The 15,995-nt window shown below is 38.4% G+C and carries 12 protein-coding genes; 6 read left to right on the plus strand and 6 right to left on the minus strand.

The features are described 5' to 3' along the window. The first annotated feature begins 1 nt into the window (after position 1). Positions 2–1,171, plus strand: a complete 1,170-nt coding sequence (gene uxuA / locus GFH32_RS03660) for a mannonate dehydratase (RefSeq protein ID WP_153509787.1) — start codon at positions 2–4, stop codon at positions 1,169–1,171. A 243-nt stretch (positions 1,172–1,414) separates the two neighbouring features. Here the strand turns inward: uxuA and GFH32_RS03665 are convergent, their stop codons facing one another. Next, on the minus strand, positions 1,415–2,056 hold the full coding sequence (locus GFH32_RS03665) for a LolA family protein (protein WP_153509788.1): 642 nt from the start codon (positions 2,054–2,056) through the stop codon (positions 1,415–1,417). A 2-nt stretch (positions 2,057–2,058) separates the two neighbouring features. After that, on the minus strand, positions 2,059–4,674 hold the full coding sequence (locus GFH32_RS03670) for an FtsK/SpoIIIE family DNA translocase (protein WP_153509789.1): 2,616 nt from the start codon (positions 4,672–4,674) through the stop codon (positions 2,059–2,061). 202 nt (positions 4,675–4,876) lie between these two features. Here GFH32_RS03670 and GFH32_RS03675 point away from each other — a divergent pair, with 202 nt between their 5' ends. Next, positions 4,877–5,530, plus strand: a complete 654-nt coding sequence (locus tag GFH32_RS03675; RefSeq protein ID WP_160366884.1) for a DUF4397 domain-containing protein — start codon at positions 4,877–4,879, stop codon at positions 5,528–5,530. A 57-nt stretch (positions 5,531–5,587) separates the two neighbouring features. Here GFH32_RS03675 and tyrS read toward each other — a convergent pair whose 3' ends face one another. Next, on the minus strand, positions 5,588–6,871 hold the full coding sequence (tyrS, locus tag GFH32_RS03680; protein ID WP_153509791.1) for a tyrosine--tRNA ligase: 1,284 nt from the start codon (positions 6,869–6,871) through the stop codon (positions 5,588–5,590). Between the two features lie 92 nt (positions 6,872–6,963). Here tyrS and GFH32_RS03685 point away from each other — a divergent pair, with 92 nt between their 5' ends. Beyond that, entirely contained in the window at positions 6,964–7,647 is a 684-nt protein-coding gene (locus GFH32_RS03685) for an ACP phosphodiesterase (RefSeq protein ID WP_153509792.1), read from the plus strand. Positions 7,648–7,690: 43 nt separating this feature from the next. Then, on the plus strand, positions 7,691–9,382 hold the full coding sequence (locus tag GFH32_RS03690) for an amino acid permease (RefSeq protein WP_153509793.1): 1,692 nt from the start codon (positions 7,691–7,693) through the stop codon (positions 9,380–9,382). A gap of 285 nt (positions 9,383–9,667) precedes the next feature. Here the strand turns inward: GFH32_RS03690 and GFH32_RS03695 are convergent, their stop codons facing one another. Continuing rightward, entirely contained in the window at positions 9,668–10,894 is a 1,227-nt protein-coding gene (locus tag GFH32_RS03695) for an IS110 family RNA-guided transposase (RefSeq protein WP_153509794.1), read from the minus strand. Positions 10,895–11,007: 113 nt separating this feature from the next. After that, a complete protein-coding gene (locus GFH32_RS03700; protein WP_153509795.1) occupies positions 11,008–12,948 on the minus strand; it encodes a KUP/HAK/KT family potassium transporter in 1,941 nt (646 codons plus the stop codon). Between the two features lie 208 nt (positions 12,949–13,156). Between GFH32_RS03700 and GFH32_RS03705 the strand changes: the two genes are divergently transcribed. Further along, a complete protein-coding gene (locus GFH32_RS03705; RefSeq protein ID WP_153509796.1) occupies positions 13,157–13,612 on the plus strand; it encodes a T9SS type A sorting domain-containing protein in 456 nt (151 codons plus the stop codon). A 429-nt stretch (positions 13,613–14,041) separates the two neighbouring features. On the opposite strand, the gene GFH32_RS03710 is transcribed toward GFH32_RS03705, so the two are convergent. Further along, positions 14,042–15,328: a citrate synthase gene (locus GFH32_RS03710; RefSeq protein ID WP_153509797.1), complete on the minus strand. Its 1,287-nt coding sequence runs from the start codon at positions 15,326–15,328 to the stop codon at positions 14,042–14,044. Positions 15,329–15,628: 300 nt separating this feature from the next. Between GFH32_RS03710 and GFH32_RS03715 the strand changes: the two genes are divergently transcribed. Beyond that, positions 15,629–15,991 (plus strand): BlaI/MecI/CopY family transcriptional regulator, encoded by a 363-nt coding sequence (locus GFH32_RS03715; RefSeq protein WP_153509798.1) that lies wholly within the window; start codon positions 15,629–15,631, stop codon positions 15,989–15,991. The last annotated feature ends 4 nt before the right edge of the window (positions 15,992–15,995 follow it).

The following is a 15,995-nucleotide window of genomic DNA, read 5'->3' on the forward strand; positions in this document are numbered from 1 at the left end:
TATGCAATTTTTAGAACAAACATGGAGATGGTATGGTCCGAATGATTCGGTGTCCTTACAAGACGTTAAACAAGCCGGAGCAACCGGTATTGTTTCAGCGCTACATCATATAGCGCATGGCGAAGTTTGGCCATTAGAAGATATAAAAGAAAGAAAACGAATTATAGAAGAAGCAGGTTTAACTTGGTCTGTTGTCGAAAGTGTACCTGTTCATGAGGCAATCAAAACCGGCGCTCCCAACAGAGATGAGTATCTTGAGCGTTATAAGCAATCCCTGAAAAATCTAGCCTCTTGTGGTATCAAGACCGTATGCTATAACTTTATGCCGGTATTAGATTGGACGCGCACGCAGCTAGACTTAACAATGAAAGACGGTTCTAAGGCATTGTACTTCGATTGGATTGATCTGGCTATCTTCGATATTTATATATTGAAGCGTCAGGATGCTAAAAATGATTATCCAACCAATGTTCAAGAAGACGCGGAAAATAAATTTCAAAGCTTGGATCAAAATGCGTTAAGTGAATTGGAAAGAGTCGTTCTGATGGGAATTCCTGGAGAGAGCGATATTACGTTAGATTCATTGCAAAATAGTATTTCGGTTTATTCTGAAATTGGTTTTGATGGCTTACGAAAAAATTTACTCTACTTCCTAAACAGCATTGCTGAGGTTTGTGAAGAGAACGGTGTCTTAATGACTATCCATCCGGACGATCCTCCTTATCCAATATTGGGTTTACCTCGTATTGTGAGTAATGCCGAAGACTTAAATTATATTATAACAGAGCAATCGAAGGAATTTAACGGTATCTGTTTTTGTACGGGTTCCTTAGGAGCCGGACCAAAGAACGATCTTCCTGCAATATTTGATTTAGTGAAACACCGAGTGAATTTTGTTCACCTTAGAAACGTAAAACGTGACGCGATTGGCAGTTTTTATGAAGCTGATCATTTAGACGGTGATGTAGATATGTTTAAAGTGATGGAAGCGCTAGTTGCAGAGAATCAAAAGAGAAAGCAGCCAATTCCATTCCGTCCAGATCATGGCCATCAAATGTTAGATGATTTAAATAAAGTTACCAATCCCGGGTATTCGGCGATAGGACGTTTGAGAGGCTTAGCAGAGCTCCGTGGTCTAGAGCTTGGTATTATTCGTTCGAATAGCAAATAATTAATCTTTAGCACATAGTAGACGAAAGTCTGAAAGGGTATTGAACAAGCGTCAATACCCTTTTTTTATGTCTTCAAACGTACCTTTACTATTCGTCTTGCTACAGTCTTATGTTGTTCTCTCGCAAAGGGCTAAGGTATGAAGCAGTTTCGAAGAATTGAAGCAGAAGTATATTGTCTACTCCAAAAAAAATGAGCCCCTTTGCAGGAGCTCATGTGATATCTTATTTCTAGAATAGAATAGCTATCTCAAGTCAACGACTTCAAATCCTGGATAATTTCCCTTTTGGAATTGAAACGTTTGAGGAGTAACTGAGTTATTGACAAACAAGGTGTTAATCGTATAGGTATAACGTGATCCAGATTTATCAAAAACGGTGACATCGTGGATGTGATTATTCTTGTTTACCCGCAGTTTAATCTTAAAGTAATTTCGTTTAGTGTCGATTGGCGACAACTCGACTACCTTTAATTTTCCAGCGCTCGATACCGTTTCATCATCCATACTGATGTATTTGAAGCCAGTTTTATAGAACGTGAAAATGTTGTTTGGACCGATAGATTCATTACTATGATCAGCCTCTGAAACTTGAACTTCTTTATCTTCTTTCAAAACAGACCATACAGATTTACCATCAGAAATCAATTCTTGCGCTGGCAATACGATTTTATATTGCTGTGCTGGCTTGTTTAAAAACATCTCGCCCTTGTCTGTATAGCTTTCGCCTTTAGTTTGTACAGCCTTGAACGTGAAGTTTGACTGAATGGTTTTGTAGCTATCATATTTTTTGGATACTTCGTCCAAAAGGGATTTCGCATAGCGATCCTGTGCAACGGCACTACTCACCGAGAACAATGCCAACAATAAATAAACAACTCTAATCATCTTTAATTATCTTTTCTTAATGTTTCCAAAAATTGTTCTAACGAATAATCATCTGGATAGAGCACCTCGCGTGCTTTACTTCCTTCAAATGGACCTACAATCCCTGCAGCTTCCAATTGATCGATAATTCGTCCAGCGCGGTTGTAACCTAATTTTAATTTCCGCTGTATTAAAGATGTTGAACCTTGTTGATGCATAACGATTAATCGCGCAGCTTCTTCGAATAGCTGATCGCGGTCAGAAGGGTCGAAGTCTGGAATACCATCACTATCACCATTCGGATCAATATATTCCGGTAGGTAATGTGCTGAAGGATATCCGCGTTGCGATCCGATAAATTCAGAAACATCATCGACTTCCGGCGTATCCACGAATGCACATTGGATACGGATTAAGTCAGAACCTGTTGCTAGTAGCATATCTCCACGTCCAATCAATTGATCCGCACCGCCACTATCTAAGATGGTGCGTGAATCGATTTTCGACAAAACGCGGAAGGCTAGACGTGCTGGGAAGTTCGCTTTAATCGTACCAGTAATAATGTTCACAGACGGTCTTTGCGTAGCAATGACCAAGTGAATTCCTACCGCACGTGCTAACTGTGCTAATCGAGCAATCGGTGTTTCTACCTCTTTACCTGCCGTCATCATCAAATCGGCAAACTCATCAATAACAAGAACTATAAATGGTAAGAATCGATGACCCTCCTCAGGGTTTAATCGACGATTGATAAATTTTACATTATATTCCTTTAAATTCCTTACTTGTGCATTTTTTAACAAATCATAACGTTGATCCATTTCAATACACAATGAATTTAAAGTGTTAATCACTTTCTTCGTGTCGGTAATAATTGCATCATCCTCGTTTGGAAGCTTCGCTAAGAAATGCCTTTCGATTTTCTTGAATAGCGAAAGCTCAACTTTCTTGGGATCGACTAATACAAATTTTAATTCTGCGGGGTGCTTTTTATATAGCAAGGAAGTCAAAATTGCATTGATACCAACTGATTTACCTTGTCCTGTTGCCCCAGCAACAAGTAAGTGAGGCATTTTTGCTAAATCGGCAATATAAACCTCATTGGAGATTGTTTTACCTAAAGCAATAGGTAAATCCATATCTGTCTTTTGAAACTTCTCTGTAGCGAGGATAGAACGCATAGACACCATTTCTGGGCTGCTATTTGGAACCTCAATACCAATAGTTCCTTTCCCTGGCATCGGCGCGATAATACGAATTCCTAAAGCGGCTAAGCTTAGGGCGATATCATCTTCCAAGTTTTTGATTTTTGAAATACGAACACCTGGTTTCGGGATAATCTCATAAAGCGTTACAGTAGGACCGATAGTCGCTTTGATATGTTCGATTTCAATGCTATAATTTCTTAAGGTTTCTACAATTTTATTTTTGTTCGCCTCTAGTTCTTGTTGATTTATAGTGATTTTTCCAGTGCCATAATCTTTTAATAAATCCAATGTAGGATATTTATAGCCTGATAAATCAAGTTTAGGGTCGTATTCGCCGAATTTTTCTACTAAATCATTTGCTGAGATCGGTTTCTCTTCCACAACCTTGGCAACTGTTAAGTTTGGACTCGCAACAAGTTCTTCATCCGCCTCTTCAAATTCAGGCTCTTCGATACTGAATGCAATTTCATCCGTTTTTTCTGGCGTAGTTACTGGTGCAGATTTAACCGTATTAACCGATAAAGGAAGCGAAACTGTTAAGTCTTCGGGTTCTTCTATTTCCTCTTTTTCCACAGGACGAGGTCGTGTCACCGCCTCTTCTACAGGGTGCGCGTAAGTATGAGTCGCTACCTCGTTTGCTTTCGGTTTGTTAATGGTATTGCTGTGACTGATGAGTTGCTCATCCGTCAATTCTTCATCCTCTTCTTCTTCATCGTCTTCCAGGGCATTGTTTCCTTGGAACGATAGTTTCAAGTCTAGATTATAAACTAAAACAAGGGCGGTTAGTAGAATAAAGATTAGTAGTCCTGCGGTTCCAACAACACCGATTTGAGACTTGAGGATTTGATTTGTCCAGAAGCCAAATTTACCTTCAAGAATATGTGGTGTATCGTAGATAAAGTCTTGAATAAAACCGAAAGTTACCGATAGAAAAAGTATAGACACTGCACAATACAGTAAGGTTTTCCATACCGGAAGGATAGATTTTTTATAAAGGAATTTATACCCAATAACAAAAAGTACAACGATAAATAGGAAAGATGCGGCACCAAACCATTCATAAATAAATTGGTTGGCGAGTAACGCACCAAACTTCCCTAGCTTGTTTTCGACGAGGGGAATCTCCGTGTTATCATCATGTAGTTCATCTGCTGTGTTCAAGAGCGTACTCCAGCCACCATTGGTCGCTGCTATGTAGCTTTGATCCGCTTTCCAAGTGAATAAATATGAAATAAAGGCAACTGCGAAAAGTCCGGCTAATAATAGCAGAAATAACCCTAGGATTTTCAACGCTTTCCGTTGTCCTTCAGAGAAGTTAATTTGGTCGAATGATTTGCGTGTGCTTCGTTTTTGATAGGATAAAGTAGTATTCTTAGCCTTCTTTGTCCCTGTCGATCCACTACCGTTTTTAAATGTATTTAATTTAGCCATGTAAATGACGCTATTTTTCTTCTACAAACTTAAAAAAAAATGAGAGAATTGTTCGCTTTGATTGATTTGATTTATCTATCCTTGTAGCAATAAGCTTTCCAAACTCGTTAGTAAGGGTAAATAATAATTGTTTTTTGTTGATATGAATATTCTGAGAAGCCTCAAACATATATCTGTTGTTTTTTTCAGCGCTCTACTTTTCATGAGTTGCCAAAAAGATGATCTATCTTCTGATCTCCCACATAACCAAACGACGTTTTCTGGTGCTGCTGCCTATAATGCTATTTACGGGAGCCTTGGGCTAGATTTTAAAATAGATGATAAGGTTCTGAATACAAATGAATATTTTGATTTGGGAAGTTTTGTTAGGCATAAAAGTGTGTTTCCTGGTGAGCGTAGTATATCCCTTTATAATCGGGAGAAAAATAGTGAGGTATTTCGTGCAGGGCAGCAATTTTCTGCGAGTAAAGTGTATTCTTTATTCTTCTATGGACGAGATAAGATAGAGATGAAGGTTGTTGAAGATAATTTGATTACACCTCCAGCTGGAAAAGTTAAGGTTCGCTTTGCGAATTTTGGAAACAACGTTAGTAAAGATTTGAAGATCCTTAAAGGGCAATCGACTTCCATAGGAGATAGAACCTTAGCAGTGCACGAGGTAAGCTATTTCCATGAATTTAATTCTAGTGAGCTTCGTTTTCAATTCTCAAACAAGTCTGATATTTCATTTGTTGGGATTTCCTTTGTACCTGAAGATCGAAGTGTCTATACGGTATTTTTAGTGCCTAGAATGGTTAGTAACCAGCGCGAACTGCAAGAGGTTGACTATGAAATCAAGATAATTAAGCACAATTAACCATAAAAAGAAGAAGGGCCAATCGTCGATTGGCCCTTCTTCTTTTTATGGTTGTGTTTATCCAACAGTGACTAAATAATAGTTTTTCTTTCCGCGTTGGATAATCAAGTATTTATTGTCAATCAAGTTGGACTCATTGATCATTTGTTCAATATCCGTAAGCTTTTCTCTGTTTAGAGAAACACCTCCCCCTTGTAGCATTTTACGCGCTTCGCCTTTGGATGGGAAAACTGCGGTATCAACTGCTAATAAGTCCAGAACGTTGATGCCAGCTTCCAACTTTTCTTTCAATAAGTTGAATTGAGGTACTCCATCAAAAACTTCTAATACTCCATCATGTTCTAAATCCGCAAGGAAATCTAATGATCCGTTTCCGAATAAGAACTCGGAAGTCTTCACTGCGGTTTCATAATCCTTCTCAGAGTGCGTTCTGATAGTGATATCTTTTGCTAATGCCTTTTGGACTACACGTAGATGTGGGGCAGTCTCATGTTCGGCGATAATAGCATCGATTTCTTCTTTCGGAAGTAGCGTGAAAATTTTAATCCAGTTTTTAGCGTCATCGTCTGAAGTATTCAACCAGAATTGGAAGAACTTATATGGTGATGTCTTTTTCGCATCTAACCATACAGCACCAGATTCTGTTTTTCCGAATTTCTGACCGTCTGCTTTCTTGATTAGTTGTGTGGTCAATGCAAAGGCTGTTCCTTGATCCTGACGACGGATCATTTCACTTCCAGTTACAATGTTTCCCCATTGATCGGAGCCACCCATTTGAATTTTACAATTGTGATGTTTCCATAGATAATAGAAATCATAACCTTGAATTAATTGATAGGTAAATTCGGTAAAAGATAGACCATTGTCACCCTCCAAACGTTTCTTTACAGAATCTTTGGACATCATGTAATTCACGGTAATCAGCTTACCAACATCACGAATAAAATCTAAGAATTTAAAATCCTTAAACCAGTCGTAGTTGTTGACCATCTTTGCATCGGTTTCACCATCACCGAAGTTTAAAAACTTCGCTAATTGCTTTTTCAAACAATCTACATTGTGGTTTAGTGTAGCCTCATCCAAAAGATTTCTTTCAGCTGATTTAAATGAAGGGTCGCCAATCATACCTGTTGCTCCACCCACTAACGCTACTGGCTTATGGCCAGCATGTTGGAAATGGATTAAGGTCATGATTTGAGTTAAATGGCCTACGTGTAGTGAATCTCCTGTAGGATCGAATCCTATATAGCCAGATACTTGTTCTTTATTTAACAAATCCTCTGTGCCTGGCATGATGTCTTGAAGCATGCCTCTCCAACGTAATTCTTCTACAAAGCTCATAGTTTAACCCTTAAGATTTTTTAATTAAGTTGCAAAGATAAGAGATATTACTGTATCTTACAGATAATTTATAGGATTATAGCCAGGATAGGATGAACTTTCTTTCTCATTTCTATTTCGAACGATATGCTACACAATCGGAACGTGTGCTGGGATCTTTGCTCCCTGATTTGCTGAAGAATGTGGATAAAACTTATGTATTTCATCCGCAGCGTTTCGAAGAAGAACTTTTTGTACAACCACTTAGTCTAGCGATATCCGAGGGATGGTATCGACATGTCGAAGTGGATAAACTATTCCATAGTAGCGAATTCTTTTTGGAGCATTGTCATGTGCTTCGAAAAAAGTTGGAACCTGTATTAAAAGGCCTGCCAATCCGAGCCTCTTTTCTCGCGCATATTGCAATTGAACTTTTACTGGACCATTTATTAATCAAACATGAGTTGGTTAACGTCGCGCGCTTATATGAGCATCTGGAGCACGTGAATCGAAGCGCATTGACAAATTATTTGTCGATAATCGGTGTGACAGATATGGATGGTTTCTTTAAGTTCTACGATCGTTTTATTGAATCCCGTTATATCTTCGAGTATAAAGACCTAAGTCAGATTTCCAAACCGTTATTCAACATCTCAAAGCGGGTTTGGGACTTCCAAACAACACCTGACTATCATCAGAACCTAACCGAAGTTTTAGTAGAATACGAAGCAGAACATCTGCGAAATTTTAAAGATATCTATGTATATATTCAGGATAATATGACATATTTATCATAAATTTTTAGACTTTTGTATTCTTAATCCAATAATTTAACTAAATATGGCAAATAGACTGTTCCGCAAAAAAAGCGTAGATCAGATTCTTTCCGATGCTGAACATGGCGGTTCAGGCTTAGCGAAAATACTAGGCGTCAAGGATTTAATTTCTCTAGGAATTGCTGCGATCGTGGGAGCAGGGATCTTCTCTACGATTGGTTTAGCAAGTTATAATGGCGGCCCAGCTGTATCACTCCTTTTTGTATTCGTAGCATTTGCATGTGTGTTTACGGCATTGTCCTATGCACAGTTTGCGAGTACGGTTCCTGTTTCTGGGAGCGCGTATACCTATGCTTATGTTGCCTTTGGGGAGTTATTTGCTTGGATCATTGGGTGGGCACTCGTCTTAGAATATGCCGTTTCCAATATGGTGGTTGCAATATCTTGGTCTCAATATTTTGTTTCTATGCTCGAGGGCTTTGGAATAAATCTACCCAAATGGATGACGATGGCTCCTGGATACGCTTTAGATGCGCATACGAAGGCATTGTCAGTTGGCGCAGATCAATTAGAGAACATAGAGAAAGTTGCGTTACAAGCCTATGAAACCGCTCCTCGTTTTCTAGATATGCCGATTATCTTTGATATGCCAGCGGGCTTAATTACGGTATTGGTTACCGCCTTAGTTTACATAGGGATAAAAGAATCGCAACGAGCGAGTAATATCATGGTTATTATTAAAGTGGGGATTATTCTCGCTGTAATTTTCGGTGGTATATTCTTTGTTAAGCCTGAAAATTGGACTCCATTTGCTCCAAATGGTCTTGCGGGGGTGATGAGTGGTGTTGCAGCTGTGTTCTTCGCCTTTATTGGGTTTGATTCGATATCTACTACTGCAGAAGAATGTAAGAATCCGCAGCGTGATTTGCCGCGAGCAATGATTTACTGTTTGGTTATCTGTGCTGTACTCTACGTTGCCATAACGATCGTGTTAACTGGTATGGTAAACTATAAGGAACTTAATGTCAAGGATCCATTAGCCTATGTGTTCTCTTACGTCGGTTTTGATCATATGGCGGGTATTATCTCGGTCACTTCGGTTATCGCTATCACATCGGCACTTTTGGTGTTTCAATTAGCGCAACCAAGAATTTGGATGACAATGAGTAGAGATGGTCTACTTTGGAAGAAATTTTCTACGATTCACCCTAAGTATAAGACACCTTCATTTGCGACGATCGTTACGGGCTTTGTTGTTGCTATTCCTGCTTTGTTTTTTAAGATGGATTTCTTCGTCGATTTAACGAGTGTAGGAACATTCTTTGCCTTTATCCTCGTATGTGCTGGGGTGTTATACATGGATCATTCTGGTTTATCGGCACGCTCTAAATTTAAAGTTCCCTATATCAACGGGAAATACATTGTAGGTGTAGGGATGATTATTGCATTGATTCTAACCTATAAATACAGTGATGAGAATTTATCACATTGGTTGGAAATGGGTTCTGCGAATATTCTAATCCATAAGTCATTAGTGATCATCTTTTGGCTTACTTGGGCTGTTTTAAGCGTCATGAGCTTTAAGTATAAGTTCTCGCTATTGCCAGTAATTGGCGTGTTAATCAATCTTTATTTGATGTCTGAGCTTGGGGCAAGTAATTGGATCATATTTGTAATTTGGTTGCTCATAGGATTAGTCATATATTTCTCATACGGCTACAAGAATTCCAAGTTAAATAAAACGAAAGAAGCATAAAAAAAAGGGCTGTATTAACAGCCCTTTTTTTTCTGAAAGTTATTATTGTTTTTTTTAGTAATCCAATACAATGTTAGACCAGTGATTATTCAAGGGTCTATTCTTTTTGTCCGGATAATTTTGTTTCTGTTTCTTGTGTATGATTATTTATGATGAAATGACTTGATTAATAAAAACAAGAGTATAATTTTTTCTACGAGCTCTAAAGGCATCAACTGTTGGTTCTTAACGTCTGATATCAGTTTTATTTCCGGGGAGTCTAACCACCAAAAAAAGGTCGATCTTTTATTTGTAAGACGTGTTTTTAAGGGTACTCAATTGTTTCTGTAATCTGTCAATTCTTTTAAGTCGTCTATTTTCAAGTATTTTCTTATCCTGTGGATGCAATTGATAGGCTTCATTGTCCCTCAGGACATGGTATGCTGCAATCAAGATCTTATGTGCGATGGCTATTGTAGCCTTCTTCTGACCTCTTCGTGCAGCGATTTGATGATGCTTGACCGCAAGTAATGGATTTGCCTTGGATCTAGAGGCCACCCATGCTGCCTCCACGAGCGTCGTCTTGAGATACTTGTTTCCACGTGTTATTTTCGAGGAGTACTTCTTTCCTGCACTCTCATTGTTGCCTGGGCAAACCCCAGCCCATGAAGAAAGGTTCTGATGTGTTGCAAATTGAGCCATGTCCGTACCGATTTCTGAAACGATTCCCAGTGCCACCCTGGAAGATACTCCAGGGATAGATTCCAGTAGTTCCAGCTCCTTGTGCATGATCCTTGCGTACTGTTCCATCTGAGCCTCTGATTGTGCTATTTGTAGATTGATATGATCGATGGATTGCAGTATTAGGTTCAACATGAAGCGGTGATGATCCGTGATCTTGCCAGTAAGTGCCTTAAGTAGCTCTGCGTGTTTCTTGACCAGCGAACCCTTGGCCATGCTTGCCAATAGCAAAGGATCGAGTTGACCTTTGGCCATGGCCCGGACCATTTCCATGGCGCTTACCCCAAATACGTCGCTGACTACGCTCCTCAGTTTGATGTTGGCGGATTCAAGGATGTTCTGTAACCGGTTCTTTTCTGCGGTCCGCATAGCGATAAGCTTACGTCTATGTCGGAAAAGTTCCCTGAGCTCCCGGATATGTTGTGGTGGGATGAAGCTCCCCTTCAGTAAACCGGAAAGAAGCAGTTTAGTGATCCATTCGCTATCCTTCTTGTCGGTCTTCTGTCCCGGAACATTTTTGATATGCCGGGCATTGACCAGTAGGATGTGAAAATAGTCTTCCAGAACCGCGTAAACCGGTCGCCAGTAAACCCCAGTGCTCTCCATGGCAACCTGTGTAATGGAATGGGCCTGGAGCCATTCCACTAAATTGTACAAGTCATCCGTAAAAGTTAAGAAGGTTTTTGTCTCTGTATCAAAATCACTACCTTTAATGGTAGCAACTACTGTGTCTTTGTGGACATCCAGTCCACAACCACGGTCAAGAATAAAGGGTAATCCGCTGACAGCCATAGGTCTTATATTTATTGGTACTAAGATACCGTTTTGGCTAAATGCCTATTGGGACTATGAGCCCGTGACTTTCATGGCTGTTGGTGATACCCGATGTATCATGAACGTTTTATTTATAGTCTCGTTAGCTTAACGTCTTCGGTGTTCGGGATCGTCAGCGGAACGCGTTCGAGCGTAACAAAGCTGCTGTCCAGACCAAAACCTTTCTCTTCGGATAAGCTGAATTTCTTTAAGATCTTGTAGATTTCTAAGATTACTTTCTCGTTCCATTTTAAGAAATGAGTTTTTGAGATTACTTTCTCTAAGACTACGAAATTAAAGTCTCCTGGGATATTGTGTTTTCTTAGGGTATCATAGTGACTTGTAATGTCGATTTCACCATTCTTCACCATCTCTTCTACGACTTTACGGAAAAGCAAACTAATCTTCTGTTCCACGCGGAACCCTAAGTGGAAATCTATACGAATAAATTTGCCTGGAATCAGCTGTGTTACTTTATATTCTCTAGTATGCGGATTATCCATCACATCAACGTGCGCGAGCCAATACACATCTGCACGCTTAGGTTTTTTATTAATGATGGAATAAGTAATCTTTGATTCCACTTCATGGATGTTATTTGCTGATGTTAAGTAGACTAGATGCGAAGAGAATTGAGGAACAGATTTGTCTTCACTCAATTCTGCTAGAATGTCATAGTAGTCTTTCACATTGACAAATTTCACAAAGCGATTTTTGATTTTTCGAGCTCCAAACCAAGCATACATGACGATGTATAGTGATGCAGCGAGTAATAAAGTGAGCCAACCTCCGTGGGTAATTTTACTAATATTACCTATTAGGAATGCAAGTTCGATAAGTAGATATACTCCCGTAAACAGGACAATAAGAGCAATGTTTATTTTCTTGCGTGACATGAAGACTGCCATTAAGATGGTCGTCATGATGAACGTCATGTTAATCGCCAACCCATATGCAGCTTCCATATTACTGGATTCTCGGAAGATTAAGATAATCAACATACATCCTAAATATAATATCAAGTTGACCGATGGTACATAGATTTGCCCTTTATGATCACTAGGATAACGGATAGTTACTTTAGGCCAAATGTTTAGACGTACAGCCTCTGCAATCAAGGTGAAAGATCCAGATATCATCGCCTGGCTTGCAATGATAGCCGCAATCGTCGCAATAGTTACTCCCCAAACGACAAACCAGTCTGGCATGATTGAATAGAAGGGATTCAATTCTCCTAACATCATTCCTTTGTGTTCTAACAACCATGCACCTTGTCCGAAATAATTGAAAATCAACATGAGTTTAACGAATATCCAACTTATACGAATGTTGTTTTTCCCACAGTGCCCCATATCAGAATACAATGCTTCGGCACCTGTTGTACAAAGAAATATTGCTCCTACGATAAACCACGCATGTGGATTGTCAGCAAGTAGTTGATAGGCATAATAAGGATTAATTGACTTCCAAATCTCTGGAGAATGCCCCAAATAGGAGAGTCCCAAAATACCAATAGTACTAAACCAGATAAACATTAATGGGCCGAATACCCGACCGACAATATTAGTTCCAAAACGCTGAATGATGAACAGGAGTGAAATGATGACTACAACAATTGGAATAGTGGGTAATCCTGGGTTTTTGATAGCCAATCCCTCTACAGCAGAAGATATCGTAATAGCGGGGGTTATCATACCGTCGGCAAGTAGCGTACTTGCTCCAATAATCGCCGGGATGATTAGCCATTTCGCACGCTTTCGGACAAGAGAAAATAACGATAAAATACCGCCTTCACCCTTGTTATCTGCGTTTAGCACAATCAATACATATTTGATTGTCGTTTGTAACGTCAGCGTCCAAAAGATACAGGAAAGGCCGCCATAAACCATTATTTCTTGGACTTCGCCTTTATTGAAAATTGCTTTGAAAACGTAGAGAGGAGAGGTTCCGATGTCACCAAATATGATCCCTAAACTTATTAATAAACCGCCCATACTAACCCTATGAAGGGCCTGTTTGTGATCTGTGGACATAGCTTTTCTTTATGTGATCTAATGATTAAAAAACGTTCGAAATTACAACTTTTTATGCGACAACGTAATTTCCTGTTAAAAATTGTTAAAGACTGTAGATTTCATGGCTAAAAAAATCAAAAAAGATGTACTTTTGTATGAGGAAGTATGGAATTAATTATTACATTTGATTAAACCATAACCACACGATCATAATCCAACGGACATAATGAAGTTTGAATTGAGTAAAATAGCACGTCTTAGCATCTTAAATACCCTGGTATTATGGATGTTTATTGGCTTTGCTCAAGCAAATACAACCCAGTCCGATAGCACGAAATCGTTATTAAGTAAACAAAGTCTAATCTCTGCTAAGAATAGAAACGCAAATCGTGTTGCTGTTATTGCAGAAGAGACCGATAAATTAATCAACAACGTAAAGGTTTATTATAATCCTATTGCAGATCAGGTTACTGTTAACTTCAAGCTAAGTAAGAATAGTCATGTGTCTATCAAGGTGATGGATGCATTAGGAAATGAAGTTCTTTCACTGCATAATGGTGATGTAGATGCTGGAACGCAAAACTTAAACTTCGATTCTAGCGGAAAACTTAAAGAAGGAATCTACTTCGTGAGAGTGATGGCTGGATCTGAAACAGTAGTTAAGAGAATATCTGTACGATAAATAACATATCGTATTTTAAATAGATACTTAGGCGACCATTATGGACGCCTTTTTTATGCTCTATGATGGACAATATCTTTGTCGATTAAAGAATTGCCCTTTATATGCAGTGATTTGATTGCTAATAATCTTCCCAATACCTTATTTTTTCGTGATTGTATTTCCTTGAATAATTTCTCAAGCCAAATAAAGACGTAGGGACCTTCCATCTACGATGGCGCTTTTTAGGGTGTTCAATTTAAGCGCTACGAGGAAAAGGCAACCTTGAAGTTCAACAATAAATAACCATCCATTTCATGCGTTGTCTAATCTCTATGGTATTTTATTATCTTGTTGCTTTCAATTTGATTATGAAACTATGGAATTAAAAAAGGGATAGTCATGTTTAAGTGACTATCCCTTTCCTTATAAAATTGAAAAGTGTTTTTATTATCTGTCTTTGATGCTTACGTATGGACGAAGTGTTTCACCAATGTAAACTTGTCTTGGACGACCAATTGGCTCTTTATTATCGCGCATCTCTTTCCATTGAGCAATCCATCCTGGAAGACGACCTAATGCAAATAATACGGTAAACATATCAGAGTTAAATCCTAATGCACGGTAGATGATACCTGAGTAGAAGTCAACGTTTGGATATAGTTTACGATCGATGAAATATTGATCATTTAATGCTGCTTCTTCTAATTTCTTAGCGATTTCCAAAACAGGATCATTAACACCTAATTTTTCTAATACGTCATCACAAGCTTTCTTGATGATTTTCGCACGTGGATCGAAGTTTTTATAAACGCGGTGACCAAAGCCCATTAAACGGAATGGATCGTTCTTATCTTTCGCTTTCGCTAAGTATTTCTCTGCGTCTCCACCGTCATCTTTAATTGCTTCTAACATTTCGATTACTGCTTGATTTGCGCCGCCATGAAGAGGACCCCATAGTGCGTTAATACCTGCTGAAATTGAAGCGTACATATTAGCATTCGAAGACCCAACGATACGTACAGTTGATGTCGAACAGTTTTGTTCGTGATCAGCGTGTAGAATCAATAGTTTGTGCATTGCATCAATTACTAATGGATCGAATGTTTTATCTTGATTCACTTCACCAAAAATCATGTTTAGGAAGTTCTCGATATAACCGAAGTTGTTTTTAGGATAAACAACAGGATGACCTAGAGATTTCTTTTGAATCCAAGAAACAATTGTTGGCATTTTCGCCAATAAGTTGATGATCATCTTGTCCTCGTCTTCATCCGATTGATTAGGGTTTAATGATTCAGGATAGAAAGATGATAAAACACCAACTAAACATGATAATTGACCCATTGGGTGAGACTTTGATGGAAATCCAGTGAAGAAGTTTTTCATGTCTTCATGGATCATCATTTGCGCACGGATATCCGAACGGAATTTCTCTAATACTTCTTTCGATGGAAGATTGCCATAAATTAATAAGTAGGCAACTTCTAAGAAAGTTGACTTTTCTGCTAATTCTTCAATAGCATATCCTCTGTAATGAAGAATACCTTTTTCACCATCTAAGAAGGTAATCGCGCTCTTTGTCGCTCCGGTATTTTTATAACCAGGGTCTAATGTGATATAACCCGACTGATCTCTTAATTTTGAAATATCAATTGCTTTCTCATTTTCCGTTCCAGTGATTACTGGGAACTCATAAGAAGAGCCATTTAAGTTAATAGATGCTGTTTCTGACATAGTCAATTTCTTGAATTTATTGTAGTATTACTAAAAGTCGTATATACAAATGTATGAAATTGATTTATAAAATCTAAAGCATTGTCCCGCCAAAATGACACAATCTCGTCATTTTAGAACCGATTTATTAGCTTATCCCTATAAAAAGTCTTTACAATTTAAATGTTTTCTTTCTTAGAAAATTCAGTGGAGAAATAATAGAGAATTTAAGCTCTGACAACAGGAAAAATTTCAAAAAAAATGTTAAAATATTTTGGAGTCTACGAAAAGTTCGTACTTTAGTGAAAATTCAGTAGATAAATGGAAAAGTTAACAATACAAGAAGAGGAAGCGATGCTATCTATTTGGCAACTAGAGGGTGGCTTCATCCGCGATATATTAGATAATTTGAAATCTGACGAAATGCCCTATACAACTTTGGCTTCTACCATCCGTAATTTGGAGAAAAAAGGGTATGTAAAAGCAGTGAAGTTTGCTAATGCAAAACGCTATGAACCTCTTATCTCATCCGTTGAATACAAAGCTAAATTCATGAATTCTTTTGTAGGGGATTACTTCAAAAATTCGTACAAAGAAATGGTCTCTTTTTTTGTGAAAGAAGACAAGCTCAGTACGAATGAACTGGAAGAAATAATGGATATGATTCGAAACAATAAATCTTAGCTTT

The organism is Sphingobacteruim zhuxiongii, from assembly GCF_009557615.1.
Taxonomy (GTDB): Bacteria; Bacteroidota; Bacteroidia; order Sphingobacteriales; family Sphingobacteriaceae; genus Sphingobacterium; species Sphingobacterium zhuxiongii.